Below are 17,642 nucleotides of genomic sequence, written 5' to 3'. Positions count from 1 at the left end.
GGTCGTACGTTTAACGGCTCATAACCGCCTTGTGGGTTGGTATTTTTTCCGGCCCGGCTACCTATTTATAGACGGCGTCCCGTTGCAACCGGAGTGAAAGATCAATGCGATTTCTGCGGCAGAGCCTCATCGGTGTCTTTCTGGCATCCCTGATGCTTGCGCTGTTGATTGTCGCGGCGCAGATGATCACCGGCGCAGTGCAAGAGGTCATGACCCGCGACAACAAACCCCCGCAGGCGCGCGAACGCGTGTTCGCCGTCACGGTTCAGAGGGCCGAGCTACAAACCGCCACCCCCTATCTGGAAGCATTTGGCGAAGTTCAAAGCCGCAGGCGTCTGGAGTTGCGGGCGGCGCTGGGCGGCCGCGTCATCGGGCTGGCGGAAAACTTCGAGGATGGAGGGGTTGTGCGCGCAGGCGAAGTTCTGGTCGAGCTGGACCCGGCCGATGCGCAGGCGGCGCTGGACCGGGCGCGGTCGGACCTGCTGGATGCCCAGTTTGAAGAACGCGATGCCGAACGCGCCCTGCTTTTGGCACAGGATGAATTGAAGGCCGCCGAGTCCCAATCGGATCTGCGGGAACGGGCCCTGCAGCGTCAGAAGGATTTGCTGGACCGTGGCGTGGGCGCGACCGCCAGCGTTGAAGAGGCCGAATTGGCCGCGGCCTCGGCCCGGCAAACCGTGTTGTCGCGCCGTATCGCTTTGGCGCAGGCCGAGTCCCGCGTCGATCAGGCAACGACGTTGCTGGCGCGGGCCCGTATCGCTTTGGAATCGGCGGAACGCGATCTGGAAGACATGACCATCCGCGCCCGGTTCGACGGGACGCTGACTGGTGTCACGCTGGTTGAAGGGCGCCTGGTCACGGCAAATGAAAAGCTGGCCGAACTGGTCGACCCGTTCGCGCTGGAGGTCGCGTTCCGTGTTTCGACCGCGCAATACGTGCGGTTGCTGGACGATCAGGGCAAGCTGATCCCGGCACCGGTGACCATCTCGCTTGAGGTGACGGGCACGGACCTGAGCGCCACCGGTCGGATCAGCCGCGACAGCGGGTCGGCCGGCGAGGGCCAGACCGGCCGGTTGCTCTATGCCCGGCTTGATGACGCGCCGGGGTTCAAGCCCGGCGATTTCGTGACCGTTTCGGTCGAGGAACAGCCGCTGGATAATGTCGTGCGTCTCCCGTCTTCGGTTCTGGATGCGCAAGGCACCGTGCTGGTGCTGGGCGACGACGACCGGCTGGAAACGCTCCCGGTCGAGCTGGTGCGCCGGCAAGGGGACGAAGTTCTGCTGCGCGGCGCCGGGCTGGAAGGGCGCGAAGTCGTTGTGGGTCGGACCCCGCTGCTGGGGTCGGGGGTCCGCGTGCGCCCGGTTCGCATCGAAGACAGCGCCGCGGTCGAGCCGGACATGGTCGAGCTGACGGACGAGCACCGCGCGCGGTTGGTGGCGCAGGTCGAGGCCAGCGACCGCATGTCCCAGGACGCCAAGACCCGTGTTCTTGCTCAGTTGAGCGAGGCGAAGGTGCCGTCGTCTCTGTTGCGGCGGCTTGAAAACCGGGCCGGGGGATAGGCGCCATGATGCGCGAGATCCCGGGCGCGGCCAGCGGCATCCTCAGCTATTTCACGCGTCACCGGACCATTGCCAACCTTCTGCTGGTGGTCATGCTGGTCCTTGGCGCGGCTTCGGCGCCGAACATGCGGGCGCAGTTCTTTCCGGACGTGATCCTGGAACGGGTCAATGTCAACGTCGAATGGGATGGTGCGGGGCCCGAGGATGTGGACAACGGGATTGTCCAGATCCTTGAACCTGCATTGCTGGCGGTCGAAGGCGTTGCCAGCACCGAGTCGACCTCTCGCGAAGGATCGGCCCGCATCGCGCTGGAATTTGAACCCAACTGGGACATGAGCCGCGCCGTCGAAGAAGTACGCACCGCGGTCGACAGCGTGACCAACCTGCCTGAGGACGCCGAAGAACCGTCCATCCGGCGTGCCGCGTGGCGAGACCGGGTGACGGATGTTGTCCTCACCGGCCCGATCGAGACCGGGCAGCTGGCCAAATTCACGGATGAGTTGATCAATCGGCTGTTCGCTGCCGGTGTCACGCGGACCACGATCCGCGGCCTTGCCGCCCCACGCATCGTGGTCGAAGTTCCCACCGCGCAGTTGATCGCCAACGACATCACCCTGTCCGAGATCGCCTCGGCGGTCGCGGCCGAGGTCACGGCCAATCCGGCCGGGGACGTGACCGGCGCAAACGCCCGGATCCGCACCGGTGTCGAAAAGCGCACCCCGGAGGAGATCGAGCGCATCGCTTTGCGCACCTATCCGGACGGGTCCAAGCTGGTGGTCGGCGATGTCGCGCAGATCCGGGTCGAGGGCGTTACTCGCAATCGCAGCTATTTCGTGGGCGAAAATCCGGCCATGTCCGTCCGGGTGGACCGGTCGAACCTGGGGGACGCGATCGACATTCAGCACACGGTCGAGGATGTGGTTGCCGAGATGCAGGCGAGCCTGCCGGATGGTATCTCGGTCGAGCTGATCCGTACCCGGGCGCAGGCCATCACCGACCGGTTGGACATTCTGATCGACAACGGGCTGGTCGGGCTGGGCTTGGTGGTGTGCCTGCTGTTCCTATTCTTGAATGCACGCATCGCATTCTGGGTGGCGGCCGGTATTCCGGTGGCCATGTCGGCGGCCATCGCCTTCATGTATATCGGCGGGCTGTCGATCAACATGGTCTCGTTGTTCGGCCTTATCATCACGCTGGGTATCGTGGTGGATGATGCGATCGTGGTGGGGGAACACGCCGATTTCCGGGCCCGCCGTCTGGGCGAGCCACCGGTCGTTGCCGCCGAGCGCGCCGCCCGGCGCATGGCGATGCCGGTTTTTGCGGCCACGGTCACGACCGTGATCGCCTTTTTCGGTCTGACCGCCATTGGCGGACGGTTCGGAGAGCTGATCCGGGACATTCCCTTTACGGTGATCGCTGTACTGATCGCCTCGTTGATCGAGTGTTTTCTGATCCTGCCGAACCACATGGCGCATGCCATCGCACATTCGGCCAAGGAACACTGGTATGACTGGCCCAACCGGGTTGTGAACAGGGGTTTTCGCTGGGTGCGCGACACTCTTTTCCGAACTTTGGTGGCGTGGGCAATCTGGGCGCGATACGTGGTCGTGGCCCTGATGATCGCCATTCTGGCCAGCCAGATAGCGCTGTTCATCAAGGGCGACGTCAATTGGCGGTTTTTCAACGCGCCCGAGCGGGGCTCGGTCACCGGCAATTTCATCATGGCCGAAGGCGCTACCCGCGCCGACACGATCGAAATGATGCACATTCTGCAGCGCGCCACCGAAGAGCTGGGCCAGATCTACGAAGAACGCCACGGTCGCAACCCGATCGACTATGTTCTGGCCGAGATCGGGGGCAGCGCCGGCTATGGTCTGTCCGCCGCCGATGGCAAGGATGGCGATTTGCTGGGCGGTATCTCTATCGAGCTGATCGATGCCGACCTGCGACCTTATTCCAGCTTTGAATTCGTGGGCGAGCTGCAGGAATTCGTGCCGCGCCATCCCAAGGTCGAATTGCTGACGTTCCGCGGCTGGCGCTCGGGTCCGGGTGGTGATGCCATCGACGTGCAGCTTTTCGGCGCGGACGTGAACACACTGAAATCCGCGTCCGAGGCCCTGCAGGCGGAACTGTCGAAATACCCCGAGGTTTCAGCGCTGGAAGACAATCTGGCCTATGACAAGGAAGAATACATTCTGGATCTGACGGCACAGGGTGAGGCGTTGGGTTTCCGCATCGAGACATTGGGCAGGGTTCTGCGTCACCGTTTGAACGGGATCGAGGCGGCGACATTCCCCGACGGTCCCCGCAGCGCCGAGATCCGGGTCGAACTGCCCGAAAGCGAGCTGACCGCAGATTTCCTGGAACGCACGTTGATGCGGTCACCGGACGGGGTCTATGTCCCGCTGGCTGACATCGTCTCGGTCAAGCGCGAGTCGGGGTTCTCGACGGTGCGCCGGGAAAATGGCCTGCGGGTGATCGCAGTGAACGGGGACATATCCGAGGATGACCCGGCCCAGGCCGCGGAAATCACCCGCGCCATGCGCGAGGAAATCCTGCCTGATATCGCCGCCGAGTATCAGGTCGAGTGGCGCATGGCCGGTCTGAGCGAACAGGAGGACGAGTTCCTGACCGAGGCGCGTACCGGTCTGATCCTGTGCCTGACCGGAATCTACCTTGTTCTGGCGTGGATCTTCGCCAGTTGGACAAGGCCGCTTGTGGTGATGGCGATCATTCCCTTTGGACTGGTCGGCACCATCTGGGGGCATTACATCTGGGGCGTTCCGCTAAGCATGTTCACGGTCGTCGGCCTGTTGGGCATGACCGGTATCATCATCAATGACTCGATCGTTTTGATAACGACCATTGATGGGTATCAGCAGGATCGCGGGCTGGTGCCCTCGATCATAGAAGGAACCGCTGACCGGTTGCGTCCCGTGATGCTGACCACGCTGACGACGGTGATGGGGCTGGCCCCGTTGCTGTACGAAGGGTCGCAGCAGGCGCAATTCCTCAAACCCACGGTGATCACACTGGTCTACGGGCTCGGGTTCGGCATGGTGCTGGTGCTGCTCCTGGTTCCCGCGTTGCTGGCGATCCTGAGTGATATTTCTCGCCCGATGACGGCGATGCGCCGCGCCTTGCGGGCGCCAGACAAGGTGGTCCGGGTCGCGGCCGCGGGGACGGGCGGGGCGATGTTCCTCTGGCTGCTGGTCACGATGGTCTGGCCGGTTATGGCCGGCGCGCCGCTGGGTGTGCTGTCCGGGCTGTACGGCGGCGAGGACGGTCTGGCGTTGCTGAGAATGGGGCTGGGAGCGTTCGCGGCCGGTGCGGTTGCCATTCTGGCCGTCAGCCTGATCGTGTCCGGGGCGCTTTATGTCAGGCTTTCATCCCGGGCCAGTGCCTGAGACAGAAGGTCGGGCACCCGGGCGCTCATGGCAAGGCCGCGGTCCAGCACCTGCCGGATTGGAAACCAACGCGCATCCTGCGCATCATCCGCTGCGACCGGAGTGCCGGATCCGAAGCGGCAGGACACGCCCACCAGCAAATAGTGGGCGGTGATCTGTCCGGCCGCATCCCGGACCAGCAGATCAAGGTTGCCCAGATACGCCTGCGGGGTTGCTTCGATACCGGTCTCTTCCATCAGCTCGCGCGCGGCGGCCTGCAGGACGGTTTCGCCCCACTCCACATGGCCGCCCGGAAATCCCCAGAGACCGGCATCGGGGGCCTTGCTGCGTTGCACCAGCAGGACATGGCCCTGATCTACGACAACCGCCAGTGCGCCGATCCGGGGAACCTGCTGCATCCGCTCAGCCCGCGCTGCAGCCCAGAATGTCGACCGCGTGTTTGGTCCCCAGAACCGTGATCCGCACGGCGGACCGGTCCAGCGCAAAGGGCTGACCGTCGGGACTGATCACCTCGGACGTGGCGGTCAGCCGGTTGCCTTGCCGCTTGGTTTCAGTCTGCGAGGCCCACAGGGCCGGGTTCCCTGGTTCGATCACCGCAAGTTCGGCACCACCGGCCGAGGGCATGTCGATCTGTACCTGAACCTGCAAACCGTCCGCGGTCGGGCTCAGGCGACAGGCCGCGCCGGTAACGCCAGCCTCGCGTGCAGAGAAGGGCCGTTGCGCAAGCGCAGCCGCGATCGCCGGATTCCTTGCTGCGCCGGCGTCCAGTTCGTGGTCAAATTTCAGCGATGCGGGAATGCAGACATCCTTGCACACTCCCAGATCGACCTCGCCGCGCAACCGTACCGGTTTGGATGCGTCCTTGGGGGTAATCCGAACCGGCAACACCAGCTGGGTTTCATAGCCGATGGACTTCAGGCCGTTCTGGTCAAAGACATGCGGCGTGGGCCAGGTGATCGCAACCGCGCCGACATTGCCCGAGCGGCGCCAGTCGAATTCAGGCGGAATGCCGGCGTCACCGGGGGCCCGCCAATAGGTCTTCCATCCGGGTTCCAGATCCAACCGGATCGCGGTGAGATAGGTTCCATCCTCGGATTGGCCGCCATCGATCACGTCCAGCCGGACGATCGAGTCGATCGATTGCCCCTGCGCAGGTGCGGCCAGGGCCAGACAAGCTGAAACAACGGTCAGGACGGGTTTGGACAGCGATCTCATGATCCATACATGCGACTTGCGGGCAGGTTTGCCAAGTCACGTTCTGGTCACCGGCAGAAATCGCGGGATTTCAGGCGTGATCCCTTGCCAATCCGGCTTCCGCAAGGTCATTGTAAGGGAATAAGCCGCACGAGTTTTTTGATGGATCTGACTGGAAAACTGTTGATTGCGATGCCCGGCATGGGCGATCCGCGCTTTGATCATTCAGTGGTGTATCTGTGCAGCCACGGCGATGACGGCGCGATGGGTCTGATCGTGAACAAACCGTCGGATTTGCGGATCAAGACGCTGCTGGAACAGTTGAACATCTCGTGCCGCATCCCGGTTGTCGGAGAACGCCTTGTGCATTTCGGTGGCCCCGTCGAATTGTCCCGGGGGTTTGTCCTGCACAGCGCGGACTACGACGCAAATCTGCATTCGCTGCACGTGGCCGGCGATTTCAGCATGACGGCGACGCTGGACGTGCTCGAAGATATCGCCTCTGGCAAGGGGCCGCTGAACTCGATGCTGATGCTGGGCTATTCGGGATGGGGGCCTGGACAGCTGGAAGATGAGATCGCGGCCAATGGCTGGTTGACGACCGATGCTACATCGAAACTGGTCTTTGACGTTGCCGACGACGAAAAGTGGGAGGCCGCCTTGGCCACGCTGGGTGTCGATCCGCTGACGCTGTCGGCCAGCGCCGGTCGGGCCTGATCAGGAGTTGCGCGGCGCCGCGGCCCGGCGCAGGCGGTCGTTGATGGCCGCCCCCACGCTCTCGGAAGGGATCGGGCTGACGGCAATCGGCCGCCCCGTACCGTCCAGTTCGTGCAGATACGCAAACAGGTTTGCCGCCGCTTCGATCAGGTCACCCCTGGCAGACAGGTTGCGGTCGCAATCGACATTGCCAAATCCCAGCAGCAGCTCGTCCCCGCGCCGCTCGGTGGCGTTCAGCCGCACCGGTGCATCCGGAGCATAATGTGACAGCAACTGCCCCGGAGCGGTCAGCAGATCTCCGGGCTTGTGGCGGGTCAGGCGCGTGCCCAGAACCGTTTCGATCTGTTCCAGTGCCACACCGCCGGGCCGCAGCAAAGCGGGGGTGCCGGCCAAGCCCACGATGGTCGATTCCAACCCGACTGAACAGGGTCCGTCATCCAGTACGGCGGCGATCCGACCGTCCAGACCTGCGCGCACATGCGCCGCAGTGGTCGGGCTGATCCGACCGGAGGGGTTTGCCGATGGGGCAGCGACGGGTCCGTCAACTGCGCTCAGCAATGCGCGCGCGGTTGGGTGGGCTGGCACCCGCACGGCCAGCGTCTCCAGCCCTGCCGTCACCAGCGAGGACACGCCATGCCCTGCGCGCAGCGGCAGCACCAGCGTCAGCGGACCGGGCCAGAACGCAGCTGCCAGTTTTTCGGCATTGTCCGACCACTCGACATAGCGTTTGGCGGCCTCGACCGAGGCGACATGCGCGATAAGCGGGTTGAAACTGGGTCGCCCTTTGGCGGCGTAGATCGCGGCGACGGCTTCGCCGTTGCGGGCGTCGCCGCCCAGCCCGTAGACGGTCTCGGTCGGGAAGGCGACCAACAGTCCCTGACGCAGCAGGTCGGCCGCGGCTGCAATCCCGGCGGGATCAGCATCCAGATATTGCGTGCTGTTGGGGATCATGGGTGGTGACGCGGCGTTTTGGTTGCTTGCAACAGGGGGACGGATAGGTAATCGGACAAGCTTAGATGAATACCGGCGCGGGCCATGGATTCCAAGCCCGCCATTGCGACCGACACACGATTTCCGGGGGAAACCATGCCATATCGCGCTCCTGTCACTGATTACGAGTTCCTGATGGACAAGGTGGTGGGGTTCAAGGACGTCGCCGCGACCGAGAAATTCGCCGAGGCCACCCCGGACGTGGTCAGCGCCATCCTGACCGAGGCCGGCAAGATGTGCGAAGAGGTAATGGCCCCCCTGCAGCGCCCCGGCGATCTTGAGCCGGCGCGACTGGAAAACGGGGTTTTGCGGACCTCGCCCGGCTATGCCGATGGCTGGAAGGCGATCGCCGAGGGTGGCTGGATCGGCATGAGCGGCGACCCGGAATACGGCGGCATGGGCCTGCCCATGACCGTGACCACCGCCGTGAACGAGATGATGAGCGCCGCCTGCCTGTCGCTGCAGCTGGCCCCGTTGATGAGCCAGGGTCAGATCGAGGCGCTGGAACACCACGCCAGCGAGGAACTCAAGGCGCTGTACCTGCCCAAGCTGATGTCGGGCGAATGGTCGGGCACGATGAACCTGACCGAACCGCAGGCCGGGTCTGACGTCGGCGCGCTGACGTCCAAGGCCGAACCCAACGGCGATGGTACCTATGCGATCACCGGGCAGAAGATCTACATCTCGTGGGGCGACAATGATTTCTGCGAGAATGTCTGCCACCTGGTTCTGGCCCGTCTGCCCGATGGCGCGCCGGGGACCAAGGGGATTTCCCTGTTCCTGGTGCCCAAGTTCATCCCCGATGAAAACGGTAATCCGGGCGTGGCGAATGACCTGAAGGTGGTGTCGTTGGAACACAAGATGGGACTGCATGGCTCGCCCACCTGCGTGATGCAGTATGACGGCGCCAAGGGCTGGCTGGTGGGCCAGGAACACAAGGGCATGGCCGCCATGTTCACGATGATGAACAACGCGCGCCTTGGCGTCGGCGGGCAGGGCGTGGGCGCGGCCGAGGGCTCCTATCAGCACGCGTTGGCCTATGCTCTGGAACGCAAGCAGGGCAAGACGCCTTCGGGCACGATCATCGATCATGCCGATGTGCGCCGGATGCTGATGGACATGCGGGCCGACCTGTTCGCCGCCCGTGCGATCATGCTGGCCAATGCCGCGGCCATCGACATGGCCAAGGCCACCGACAACGCCGACTGGGCCGCGCGGGCGGCCCTGCTGACGCCGATCTGCAAGGCTTTCGGCACCCAGACCGGCATGCGCGTGTCCGAGACCGGCCTGCAGGTGCATGGTGGCATGGGTTATGTCGAGGAAACCGGCGCCGCGCAGTATTACCGCGATGTCCGCGTCACCGCGATCTACGAGGGGACCAACGGCATTCAGGCCATGGACCTTGTTGGCCGCAAGATGATGGACGGGGGTGAAGCCGCCGCCCGCCTGCTGGACGAGATCGAAGATCACGCTGAGCGCGCCCGTGCCACCGTGCCCGAGCTGGCCGGCCCGGTGTGGGAGGCGACCGAATCCCTGCGCGAGGCGACCGAGTGGCTGGTGGCGCAAGAGGACATGAACAACCGCTTTGCCGGGGCCGTGGCCTATCTGAACGCCTTTGCCCGCGTGCTGGGTGCGCATTACCACCTGATCGCCGCTTTGGCCGATCCGGATGGTCCGCGCGCCAAGCTGGCGCGGTACTACATCACCGCGCGCCTGCCGGAATACGCGGGCCTGCTGGATCAGGCGCAGATGGGAGCCGGCGATCTGTTCGCGCTCAGCGCTGACGAACTGGCCGCATGATGGACGGCGCGCGGCCTCCGGCGTTTCGCCATCCCTGGCCCGAGCCGCCCGCGCCCGGACAAGCCACCGAGATCGCCGAGGGCGTGCTGTGGATGCGCCTGCCGCTGCCGATGGCGCTGGACCACGTCAACGTCTACGCGCTGGATGACGGCGATGGCTGGACGGTGATCGACACCGGGATTTCATCGAAAAAGACGCGCGGCCTTTGGTCCGACCTGATGGCCGGGCCGCTTGCGGGCAAGCCGGTGACCCGGGTGGTGGTCACGCATCACCACCCCGACCACGTCGGTAATGCCGGGTGGTTTCAGTCGGAGCATGGCGCCGATCTGGTCTCGAGCCGCACCGCGTGGCTGTTTGCGCGAATGCTGACGCTGGACGTGCAGGAGAGCTGGCCGGAAGAGACGCTGGAGTTCTACCGCAGCGCCGGCATGGCCCCCGAGATCCTGGCCAAGCGCATGTCCGAGCGGCCCTTCAATTTTGCCGACACGGTCTATCCGATGCCTCTGGGCTTTGTCCGCATCAAGCAGGGCGAAGTGATCCGCATGGGCGGGCGGGACTGGGACGTGCATATGGGCAATGGCCATGCCCCCGAACACGCCACGTTCTGGAGCCGCGACGACAACCTGGTGATCTCGGGCGACCAGATCCTCAGCTCGATCAGCCCGAACCTGGGCGTCTATGCCACCGAGCCCATGGCCGACCCGGTGTCCGACTGGCTGGAGGCCTGCGAGCGCCTGCAACAGCTGGCACGGCCCGATCAGGTGGTGCTGCCGGGGCACAAACTGCCCTTCATCGGCCTGCCGATCCGCATGAAGCAACTGATCGAGAACCATCACGGCGCTCTTGCACGCCTGCTGGACGATCTGGACGCACCCAAGGCGGCGTCGGACTGTTTCGTGACTCTGTTCAAACGCCCCATCCGCGACGGCGAATACGGTCTTGCGCTGGTCGAGGCGGTTGCGCATCTGAACCATCTTTATCACACTGGAGCCGTGACCCGGGCGCGCCGTGAAGACGGCGCATGGGTATATCAACGCAAAGGTTGAGATGATGCAGGACAAGATCGAAACCTCGGCCGAGGCCGCCGAAGCGGCGGCTCTGCCCCGGTGTTATGAGGTGCATGCCGACCCGGACAGCACGTCGGGCACCAAGGACCTGCCCGAACCCCTGCGCCAGCCGGTCGATAACAAAAGCCCCGCCCAATGGGCGTATGAACGGCTAATCCTGTACATCCAGAACTTCGAAAAAACGCTCGATGCCGATCACGAGGTCGCCATGGGCTTTACCGGCGGTGACGCCGGGGTGATGCGGATCGAGGGGATGGGATATTTTGACCCCGACGTGATCACCTTCTACGGCTCGGACGGTTCGGGCGCACGCACCCAGCTGGTGCAGCATGTCAGCCAGCTGAACGTCATGCTGCGCGCCCTGCCCAAAACGGTCGAGGACAAGCCTGCCAACCGGATCGGCTTCCGCCTCGCGGCCAAGCTTGAGGAAAGCTGAGCGTCACGCTTGCAATTCACATCTGCGCGGCCTTGAATGAATTCAGCATTCAAAGGGGGCCGGCGTGTCACATTTCTCAACCGTAACAGATGCCTATCGCGGGGCTTGGGCCCGGCGCCGGACCTTTGTTCCCATCTATCTGGCGGTGCGGCTGCTGCTGATCGCGCTGATCGCACCCGGCGTAGCCTTCACCGTGAACCTGGCGGTGATGCTGTCCGATCAAACCGCGCTGACCGATCAGGACATCGCCATGTTCATCCTGTCGCCGGTTGGTTTCGTGGCGGCGGTGGTCATTCTGGGCCTATTCCTGTTGGCCGAGGTGTTCGTCTTTTCGGTCATGGCCGGATCGCTCAGGATGGGCGAGAGCGACCCGTGGCGGGCCGGCGGGTCGGCGCTGCGATTGATCCTGTCGCGCCTGCCGACGCTGTTTTCCTTCGCGGTGCGCTTCATTCTGCGGGTGCTTGTTCTAGCGGTGCCTTTCGTGGCGGTCGCGGGCCTGATCGCGTGGTGGACGCTGACCGAATACGACATCAACTATTACCTGACCTTCCATCCGCCCGCCTTCCAGGTGGCCGTCGCGCTGATCGGGCTGGTGGTGCTGGCGTTGGCCTGGGTGCTGATCCGCCGCCTGTCGGCCTGGGCGCTCGCCCTGCATCTGGTGCTGTTCGAGGGAATTGCGCCTTCGGACGCCTTCGCCGAAAGCGCCCGCCGAATGGAGGGCAAACGCGGCCGGTTGAAGATCGAACTGGCACTGTGGCTGGCCATACGTCTGGCGATTGCTGCGCTGATTGCCGCCGTGGCCAGCCTGTTGTTCCACCTTGTACCTCTCGAACAAGGCACGAACCTGCGGTTTGCCCTGACGCTCAGCCTGCTGGTGGCCGGGCTGTGGTCTCTGGCCGGATTGGTGCTGGCGGCGGTGGCGCTGGGAGCGCTGGCGGTTCTGCTGGATGGGTTTTTTGAACCTCGCGCGGCAGAGCTGCCTGACCCCGAAGCTGGAAACCTGCGCGCCCCGGTTCTGGTGACCGTTGCCGCGGCAATCGTGGCCCTGCTGGCCGGTATCTGGTTCAGCCAGGACGTGCTGGACCAGATTTCGGCACCCGATCATGCCGACGTGATCGGCCACCGGGGCGCGGCGGCGCTGCGGCCGGAAAACACGATGGCTGCAGTGCTAAAGGCCATCGAAGACGGGGCCGACTGGGTCGAGATCGACGTACAAGAAAGCGCCGACGGCGAGGTGATCGTGGCCCATGACAGCGACTTCATGAAGCTGGGCGGGGTCAATCTGAAGGTCTGGGATGCCACGATGGAGGATGTGGCGCAGATCGACATCGGCAGCTGGTTCGACCCCGAATATGCCGATCAGCGCACTCCGACCCTGCGCGAGGTTCTGAAGGCCGCGAAGGGCAAATCCAAGGTCATCATCGAACTGAAATACTATGGCCATGACGTGGATCTGGAAAACCGCGTGGCCGCCATCGTCGAAGAATTTGGGATGGAGCAGGACATCGCCACGATGTCGCTCAAATACCCGGCGGTGCAGAAGATGAAAGCGTTGCGCCCGGACTGGCGCGCCGGCGTTCTGGCTGCCACGGCGGTGGGCGATCTGACCGGGCTGGAGGGCGATTTCGTCGCGGTGAATGCCGGGATGGTCACGCCCGGGCTGATCCGCTCGGTCCATGATGCAGGCAAGGATATCTATGTCTGGACGGTGAATGACCCGCTGCAGATGTCGTCGATGGCCTCGATGGGTGTCGACGGTCTGATCACCGACCGCCCCGCCATGGCGCGTGAAGTGCTGCGTGTCCGCGCGGAAATGGAACCGGGCGAGCGCTTGCTGCTGTGGCTGGCCACGACCTTCGGCCTGTCGGTCGATACCGAGGCGATGCGCGATGAAAGCCCCTAGCTTCGGTTTTTTGCTCGCCTGCCTTGCCGGTTCGGCTTCGGCGCAGGATCTGATGCGCGGCGTCGAGATGCCCGCGCATCGGGCTTTGATCGCGCAATCGGTTGGGCAACCATTGAGCGCGTTTGAAACCGATGGCTGCTCGGGGGGCATGTCGTCCAGCTGGCGGCTGGTGGCAGAGACCTTTCCCAGATTTCGCGCGGTTTACGAAAGCCACCCGCCGTGGGAAACCTGCTGCGTAACTCATGATCGCGCGTATCACACCGCCGGGGGCGCCACGTCCGCCGACGCCAGTTTCGACGCCCGGCTGGAGGCTGACCGCGCCCTGCGCGCCTGCGTCAAGGAATTCGGAGCCGTGCATGCGCAGGACTATGCCACGCAGTACGACATGACGCCCGAGCAGGTGACGTCGGCCATGTCGATCACCGCCGAGGCGATGTTCATGGCCGTCCGATTCGGAGGTGGCCCCTGTACCGGCCTGCCGTGGCGGTGGGGCTTCGGGTATCCCGGCTGCTCGGTTTTTGCCACTGATGAGGCTGCGGGCGACTGAACTCGGGCATTTGCGCGCGATTGACGTCGTGACAGGCCGGAAAATATGATTTATCCAAACCGGCAAACACGCGAATGGGGAATCTTTCGAAATGGCTGAACACAAGCACGGCGAGATGGACATCACAGTCCAGACCAAAACCTTCAACGGGTTCATCAAATTCACCACCTACAGCGTCGTGGTGATCTGCTTCATTGCCCTGTTTCTTGCGATCTTCGGGGCATAAGCCGGACTGACGGGTCATGTTTCGCATCTTGATTGCCTGCCTGCTGGCAGTGACCGTCGCAGGCTGTGCCACGTCGCAGCGCCCTCAGGCCGACCAGTCCGAGATCGTTGCGCGATCCTACCGTGACCCGGGGCCCTCAACGCTGACCCTGTACACGATGATCAACACGCGTACGGGGTCTGGCGCGCATACCTCGCTGATGATCAGCGCCAGCGAGCGGGTAATTTTCGACCCCGCCGGGTCGTTCCGCGCCGACGTGGTGCCGATCAAGGATGACGTGCTGTATGGCATCACCCCCGCGGTCGAGCGTGCCTATCGCAGCTCGCACGCACGCGAAACGCATTATGCGCGCATCCAGACCATCCAGGTGACCCCCCAGCAGGCCGAGATCGCCTATCAGCTGGCCAAACAGTCCGGACCGGTTCCGGGCGCCTACTGCGCCAACTCGACGGCTCGGCTGCTGCAGCAGGTTCCCGGGTTCGAGCAGATCCAGACCACCTTCTACCCGGTCAAGTTGTCCGATCAGTTCGGGCAGATTCCGGGGATCGTCACGACCGAATATCGTGAAAACGACAGCGCCGATCTGCAGGCGGGGCTGGCGGCCAACAACGCCGCGCTCAACCAGCTGGAAGCGGCTTCAACCAACTAGGTACAGCAGACCATACAGCGTGCCGGCCCCGGCAAAGATGGCGGCCAGCACGTTCTTGGTGATCAACCCGACGCTCAGGGCAACCACGGCCGAGGCCATGCGCGGCAGGTCCGGCTGGCCCTCGGTGGCCGTGGGCCACATGACCAGAGGGGCAATCAGGGCCGGCAGGATGGCCACCGCCGTATAGCGTAGATGCCGCAGCAACCATGGCGGCAACGGACGGTCTCCGACAAAGCCGATGAACACGAAGCGCAGGGCATAGCTGCCGAGCGCCAGCCCGACGATGATCGTCCAGACCGTTGTCTGATCGGGGGTGGTCATAACGCTACCTTTCTGCGTTCCAGCATCACTTCGGCCTGCGCACCGGCCATCATGCCCGCGCAGCCCGCGATCAGCAGGCCAAGATTGTAGGGGATTGCCACGCATAGCAGCGACACGACGATGGCGACCAGAGCCGCGACCACATGGGCCGGAGTGCGCATCATCGGGCCGATCATGGCCAGAAAGGTGATCGGCAGCGCGAAATCCAGTGCCCAGCTATCCGGGATCTGCGTTCCCAGGTAGGCGCCAATAAAGGTTGCCAGTACCCACATGGGCACCAGCGGCGAAACCGAGCCCATGAAATAGGTCATGCGCTGCGGAACCGACATGTCCGGTTCCTTTTCGAACTGGACGATCGAGCAGGCATAGGATTGGTCGACCGTAAGATAGGCGGCAAAGGCCCGTTGCCACAGGGGCGCCGCGCCCAGATAAGGCGTCAAAGACGCTGAATACATGGCCATCCGCAGGTTCACGGCCAGTGCCGAAACCAGAATGATGGCCGTGGGTGTGCCGTCCTGCAGCAGCTGCAGCGAAGCAAACTGCGCGGCGCCGGCAAATACGGCTGCGGTGAACACCATGGTCTGCAGAATGCTCAGGCCCGCCTCGGTCGCGAAGACGCCGAACAGGGTGCCGAAGGGCACCGCCACGAAGATGAACGGGGTCCCGTCGCGAAAACCCTGCCAATAGTATGACTTGGATGTGGAGGTTGCCATGGCTAGATCCTATGGTGGTCTGCGCAGCAGTAGCGGGTCAGCGAGAGGGTTGCAATTGGCCACCGAAACCGATCTGTCGGAATACATCATCGCCCCCGATCCCGGCGCGGCGCGGTTGACCCGCGCGGTCGAGGGGGTGGACCAGAACGGCGAGGTCAGCCGCATCTCGGTTGTCGAGGAGCGCCCGCTGACGATCTTCCTCAATTCGCAAGAGATCGTGACGGCCATGACTATCGGCGATTACCCGGAATATCTGGCGCTGGGCTTTTTGCGCAACCAGGGCATGTTGCGCCCCGATGACGAGATCACGCGGGTCGATTACGATGACGATCTGGAAACCGTCGTGGTGCGCACGACCCGCGAAACCTCGTACGAGGACAAGCTGAAGAAAAAGACCCGCACCAGCGGCTGCGCGGTGGGCACGGTGTTCGGCGACATGATGGAGGGGCTGGAGGGCGTGCGCCTGCCGCAGGTTCAGGTGCGCACCTCGTGGCTGTATGATGTGGCGGCCAAGATCAACCGCACGCCGTCGCTGTACCTGCAGGCCGGGGCGATCCACGGCACGGTTCTGTGCCGTGAGAGTCGCCCGCTGGTCTATATGGAGGACGTGGGCCGCCACAACGCGGTGGACAAGATCGCGGGCTGGATGTTGTCCGAAGGCGAGGCGTCCGGCGACAAGATCCTGTACACCACCGGGCGGCTGACCTCGGAAATGGTGATCAAGACGGCGATGATGGGCATCCCGGTTCTGGCTTCGCGGTCCGGCTTTACCGCGTGGGGCGTCGAAATCGCGCGCGAGGTCGGCCTGACCCTGATCGGCCGGATGCGTGGCCAACGTTTCGTCTGCCTGTCGGGCGAAGACCGGCTGCTGCGCGACGCGGACCCGGCCACCGTCCCGGTCGAGGACAGGAAGCATCGAAGGAAAAGCGCCGATGGAAGTTGAAGCATCACGCCCCCTCGGCGTCATACTGGCCGGAGGTCTGGCCACGCGGATGGGCGGCGGAGACAAAGGGTTGCTGCAACTGGGGGGGCAAAGCCTGTTGGCGCATGTGATCGACCGGTTGGCGCCGCAGGTGGCCGGGCTGGCGCTGAACGCCAATGGCGACCCTGCGCGCTTTGCCGATCTTGGCCTGCCGGTCCTGCCGGACAGCATCACGGGTTACGCCGGGCCGTTAGCGGGCGTTCTGGCCGGGTTGGATTGGGCGGCGGGGCAGGGCGCTGATTGCATCGTCACCGCTGCCGCCGACACGCCGTTCTTTCCGCGCGATCTGGTCGAGCGGCTGACGCGGGCGGCGCAGGGGCAGGCTCATCCGCTGGCTCTGGCCACCACGCCGCGCACCGGTGACGCGGCGCTGAAATCGGGCGGTGGCCGCCGGGTGAACCGGCACCCGACCTTCGGCCTGTGGCCCGTCGCTCTGCGCGACGATCTGCGCGCGGCCCTGACGGACGGGTTGCGCAAGGTGGTCCTGTGGACCGACCGCCATGACGGGCGCGAGGCGCTGTTTCCGGCCGACCCGTTCGATCCGTTCTTCAACGTCAACACGCCCGAAGATCTGATCCGGGCGCAGCACCTGTTGGAGCGGGCATGAGGGTTTACGGCGTCACCGGCTGGAAGAATGCGGGAAAGACCGGACTGGTCGAGCGGCTGGTGGCCGAGATCACCGGGCGCGGGTTCAGTGTCTCGACCGTCAAACACGCTCACCACGCGGTTGACGTGGACCAGCCGAGCACCGACAGCCACCGCCACCGAACCGCCGGGGCGTCCGAGGTTCTGCTGGCATCCAGCCGCCGCATCGCCGTGATGCAAGAGCTGCGCGGCGCGCCCGAGCCGCCGTTGGACGATCTTCTGGCGCGTCTGTCCCCGGTCGATCTGGTGCTGGTCGAGGGATACAAGCGCGCGCGCCACCCCAAGGTCGAGGCTTTTCGCGCCCAGCCCAGAAACCCGCTGATCGCCGCCGACGATCCGACGATCCGCGCGGTGGCCAGCGACACGCCGCTGGATCTGGACCGTCCGGTTTTCGATCTGAACGACACGCCTGCCATTGCCGATTTCATCCTGGCCGAGGTCGGCTTGGGGCCGCGGCCCAGCCCCTGACCATGCCCGAGGACCGGA

At 64.3% G+C, this 17,642-nt stretch carries 18 protein-coding genes; 13 read left to right on the top strand and 5 right to left on the bottom strand.

The window, feature by feature from the left end:
* Positions 1 to 104: 104 nt before the first annotated feature.
* Both AC2FML_RS15945 and AC2FML_RS15940 read left to right on the top strand, forming a co-directional pair.
* A complete protein-coding gene (locus AC2FML_RS15945) occupies positions 105 to 1,559 on the top strand; it encodes an efflux RND transporter periplasmic adaptor subunit (RefSeq protein WP_496783838.1) in 1,455 nt (484 codons plus the stop codon).
* A gap of 5 nt (positions 1,560 to 1,564) precedes the next feature.
* Entirely contained in the window at positions 1,565 to 4,966 is a 3,402-nt protein-coding gene (locus AC2FML_RS15940) for an efflux RND transporter permease subunit (RefSeq protein ID WP_496783837.1), read from the top strand.
* Here the strand turns inward: AC2FML_RS15940 and AC2FML_RS15935 are convergent.
* Positions 4,933 to 5,364, bottom strand: a complete 432-nt coding sequence (locus AC2FML_RS15935; protein ID WP_496783836.1) for an NUDIX hydrolase — start codon at positions 5,362 to 5,364, stop codon at positions 4,933 to 4,935. The two genes, AC2FML_RS15940 and AC2FML_RS15935, sit on opposite strands and share 34 nt — an antisense overlap.
* 4 nt (positions 5,365 to 5,368) lie before the next feature.
* The gene (locus tag AC2FML_RS15930) at positions 5,369 to 6,181 is read right to left on the bottom strand and encodes a protein-disulfide reductase DsbD domain-containing protein (protein ID WP_496783835.1); all 813 of its coding nucleotides are present in this window, start codon (positions 6,179 to 6,181) and stop codon (positions 5,369 to 5,371) included.
* Between the two features lie 141 nt (positions 6,182 to 6,322).
* Here AC2FML_RS15930 and AC2FML_RS15925 point away from each other — a divergent pair, with 141 nt between their 5' ends.
* Positions 6,323 to 6,877, top strand: a complete 555-nt coding sequence (locus tag AC2FML_RS15925; protein ID WP_496783834.1) for a YqgE/AlgH family protein — start codon at positions 6,323 to 6,325, stop codon at positions 6,875 to 6,877.
* On the opposite strand, the gene AC2FML_RS15920 is transcribed toward AC2FML_RS15925, so the two are convergent.
* Entirely contained in the window at positions 6,878 to 7,828 is a 951-nt protein-coding gene (locus AC2FML_RS15920) for an L-threonylcarbamoyladenylate synthase (protein ID WP_496783833.1), read from the bottom strand. It lies immediately after the preceding gene.
* Between the two features lie 135 nt (positions 7,829 to 7,963).
* Between AC2FML_RS15920 and AC2FML_RS15915 the strand changes: the two genes are divergently transcribed.
* The 7 genes from AC2FML_RS15915 (at position 7,964) to AC2FML_RS15885 (ending at position 14,495) form a co-directional block, all read left to right on the top strand.
* Complete coding sequence (locus tag AC2FML_RS15915) at positions 7,964 to 9,667, top strand: acyl-CoA dehydrogenase (protein ID WP_496783832.1); 1,704 nt, start codon at positions 7,964 to 7,966, stop codon at positions 9,665 to 9,667.
* Complete coding sequence (locus AC2FML_RS15910; protein ID WP_496783938.1) at positions 9,667 to 10,713, top strand: MBL fold metallo-hydrolase; 1,047 nt, start codon at positions 9,667 to 9,669, stop codon at positions 10,711 to 10,713. The genes AC2FML_RS15915 and AC2FML_RS15910 overlap by 1 nt, the downstream gene beginning before the upstream one ends.
* Positions 10,714 to 10,717: 4 nt before the next feature.
* The gene (locus AC2FML_RS15905) at positions 10,718 to 11,170 is read left to right on the top strand and encodes a DUF6173 family protein (protein ID WP_496783831.1); all 453 of its coding nucleotides are present in this window, start codon (positions 10,718 to 10,720) and stop codon (positions 11,168 to 11,170) included.
* A gap of 64 nt (positions 11,171 to 11,234) precedes the next feature.
* On the top strand, positions 11,235 to 13,073 hold the full coding sequence (locus tag AC2FML_RS15900) for a glycerophosphodiester phosphodiesterase family protein (protein ID WP_496783830.1): 1,839 nt from the start codon (positions 11,235 to 11,237) through the stop codon (positions 13,071 to 13,073).
* Positions 13,060 to 13,620, top strand: coding sequence for a hypothetical protein (locus AC2FML_RS15895; protein ID WP_496783829.1), 561 nt, complete (start codon positions 13,060 to 13,062; stop codon positions 13,618 to 13,620). The genes AC2FML_RS15900 and AC2FML_RS15895 overlap by 14 nt, the downstream gene beginning before the upstream one ends.
* A 91-nt stretch (positions 13,621 to 13,711) precedes the next feature.
* Complete coding sequence (locus AC2FML_RS15890; RefSeq protein WP_093963530.1) at positions 13,712 to 13,846, top strand: aa3-type cytochrome c oxidase subunit IV; 135 nt, start codon at positions 13,712 to 13,714, stop codon at positions 13,844 to 13,846.
* Between the two features lie 16 nt (positions 13,847 to 13,862).
* Positions 13,863 to 14,495 (top strand): hypothetical protein, encoded by a 633-nt coding sequence (locus AC2FML_RS15885; RefSeq protein WP_496783828.1) that lies wholly within the window; start codon positions 13,863 to 13,865, stop codon positions 14,493 to 14,495.
* Here the strand turns inward: AC2FML_RS15885 and AC2FML_RS15880 are convergent.
* Together AC2FML_RS15880 and AC2FML_RS15875 are read right to left on the bottom strand one after the other, a co-directional pair.
* A complete protein-coding gene (locus tag AC2FML_RS15880; protein WP_170360054.1) occupies positions 14,484 to 14,816 on the bottom strand; it encodes an AzlD domain-containing protein in 333 nt (110 codons plus the stop codon). The genes AC2FML_RS15885 and AC2FML_RS15880 overlap by 12 nt on opposite strands.
* Positions 14,813 to 15,529, bottom strand: coding sequence for an AzlC family ABC transporter permease (locus tag AC2FML_RS15875; RefSeq protein ID WP_170342980.1), 717 nt, complete (start codon positions 15,527 to 15,529; stop codon positions 14,813 to 14,815). Before AC2FML_RS15875 ends, AC2FML_RS15880 begins: the two co-directional genes overlap by 4 nt.
* Here AC2FML_RS15875 and AC2FML_RS15870 point away from each other — a divergent pair.
* From AC2FML_RS15870 to mobB, 3 genes are read left to right on the top strand one after another with little or no spacing between them, the layout of a single operon-like run.
* On the top strand, positions 15,528 to 16,472 hold the full coding sequence (locus AC2FML_RS15870) for a formate dehydrogenase accessory sulfurtransferase FdhD (RefSeq protein ID WP_480632381.1): 945 nt from the start codon (positions 15,528 to 15,530) through the stop codon (positions 16,470 to 16,472). The two genes, AC2FML_RS15875 and AC2FML_RS15870, sit on opposite strands and share 2 nt — an antisense overlap.
* Entirely contained in the window at positions 16,462 to 17,118 is a 657-nt protein-coding gene (mobA, locus tag AC2FML_RS15865; RefSeq protein ID WP_170360058.1) for a molybdenum cofactor guanylyltransferase MobA, read from the top strand. The genes AC2FML_RS15870 and mobA overlap by 11 nt, the downstream gene beginning before the upstream one ends.
* Positions 17,115 to 17,624: a molybdopterin-guanine dinucleotide biosynthesis protein B gene (gene mobB / locus AC2FML_RS15860; RefSeq protein ID WP_496783827.1), complete on the top strand. Its 510-nt coding sequence runs from the start codon at positions 17,115 to 17,117 to the stop codon at positions 17,622 to 17,624. The genes mobA and mobB overlap by 4 nt, the downstream gene beginning before the upstream one ends.
* Positions 17,625 to 17,642 lie beyond the last annotated feature (18 nt).

This window comes from Ruegeria sp. BHSC029 (genome assembly GCF_059613085.1).
The sequence above is the reverse complement of the archived record's forward strand: the minus strand, read 5'-3'. Positions and strand labels throughout refer to the sequence as shown.

Excerpts from the sequence above, each read along its gene's own strand:
- AC2FML_RS15945 (WP_496783838.1), top strand. The coding sequence starts at position 105 with ATGCGATTTCTGCGGCAGAGCCTCATCGGTGTCTTTCTGGCATCCCTG.
- AC2FML_RS15940 (WP_496783837.1), top strand. The coding sequence starts at position 1,565 with ATGATGCGCGAGATCCCGGGCGCGGCCAGCGGCATCCTCAGCTATTTC.
- AC2FML_RS15935 (WP_496783836.1), bottom strand. The coding sequence starts at position 5,364 with ATGCAGCAGGTTCCCCGGATCGGCGCACTGGCGGTTGTCGTAGATCAG.
- AC2FML_RS15930 (WP_496783835.1), bottom strand. The coding sequence starts at position 6,181 with ATGAGATCGCTGTCCAAACCCGTCCTGACCGTTGTTTCAGCTTGTCTG.
- AC2FML_RS15925 (WP_496783834.1), top strand. The coding sequence starts at position 6,323 with ATGGATCTGACTGGAAAACTGTTGATTGCGATGCCCGGCATGGGCGAT.
- AC2FML_RS15920 (WP_496783833.1), bottom strand. The coding sequence starts at position 7,828 with ATGATCCCCAACAGCACGCAATATCTGGATGCTGATCCCGCCGGGATT.
- AC2FML_RS15915 (WP_496783832.1), top strand. The coding sequence starts at position 7,964 with ATGCCATATCGCGCTCCTGTCACTGATTACGAGTTCCTGATGGACAAG.
- AC2FML_RS15910 (WP_496783938.1), top strand. The coding sequence starts at position 9,667 with ATGGACGGCGCGCGGCCTCCGGCGTTTCGCCATCCCTGGCCCGAGCCG.
- AC2FML_RS15905 (WP_496783831.1), top strand. The coding sequence starts at position 10,718 with ATGCAGGACAAGATCGAAACCTCGGCCGAGGCCGCCGAAGCGGCGGCT.
- AC2FML_RS15895 (WP_496783829.1), top strand. The coding sequence starts at position 13,060 with ATGAAAGCCCCTAGCTTCGGTTTTTTGCTCGCCTGCCTTGCCGGTTCG.
- AC2FML_RS15890 (WP_093963530.1), top strand. The coding sequence starts at position 13,712 with ATGGCTGAACACAAGCACGGCGAGATGGACATCACAGTCCAGACCAAA.
- AC2FML_RS15885 (WP_496783828.1), top strand. The coding sequence starts at position 13,863 with ATGTTTCGCATCTTGATTGCCTGCCTGCTGGCAGTGACCGTCGCAGGC.
- AC2FML_RS15880 (WP_170360054.1), bottom strand. The coding sequence starts at position 14,816 with ATGACCACCCCCGATCAGACAACGGTCTGGACGATCATCGTCGGGCTG.
- AC2FML_RS15870 (WP_480632381.1), top strand. The coding sequence starts at position 15,528 with ATGGCTAGATCCTATGGTGGTCTGCGCAGCAGTAGCGGGTCAGCGAGA.
- AC2FML_RS15875 (WP_170342980.1), bottom strand. The coding sequence starts at position 15,529 with ATGGCAACCTCCACATCCAAGTCATACTATTGGCAGGGTTTTCGCGAC.
- mobA (WP_170360058.1), top strand. The coding sequence starts at position 16,462 with ATGGAAGTTGAAGCATCACGCCCCCTCGGCGTCATACTGGCCGGAGGT.
- mobB (WP_496783827.1), top strand. The coding sequence starts at position 17,115 with ATGAGGGTTTACGGCGTCACCGGCTGGAAGAATGCGGGAAAGACCGGA.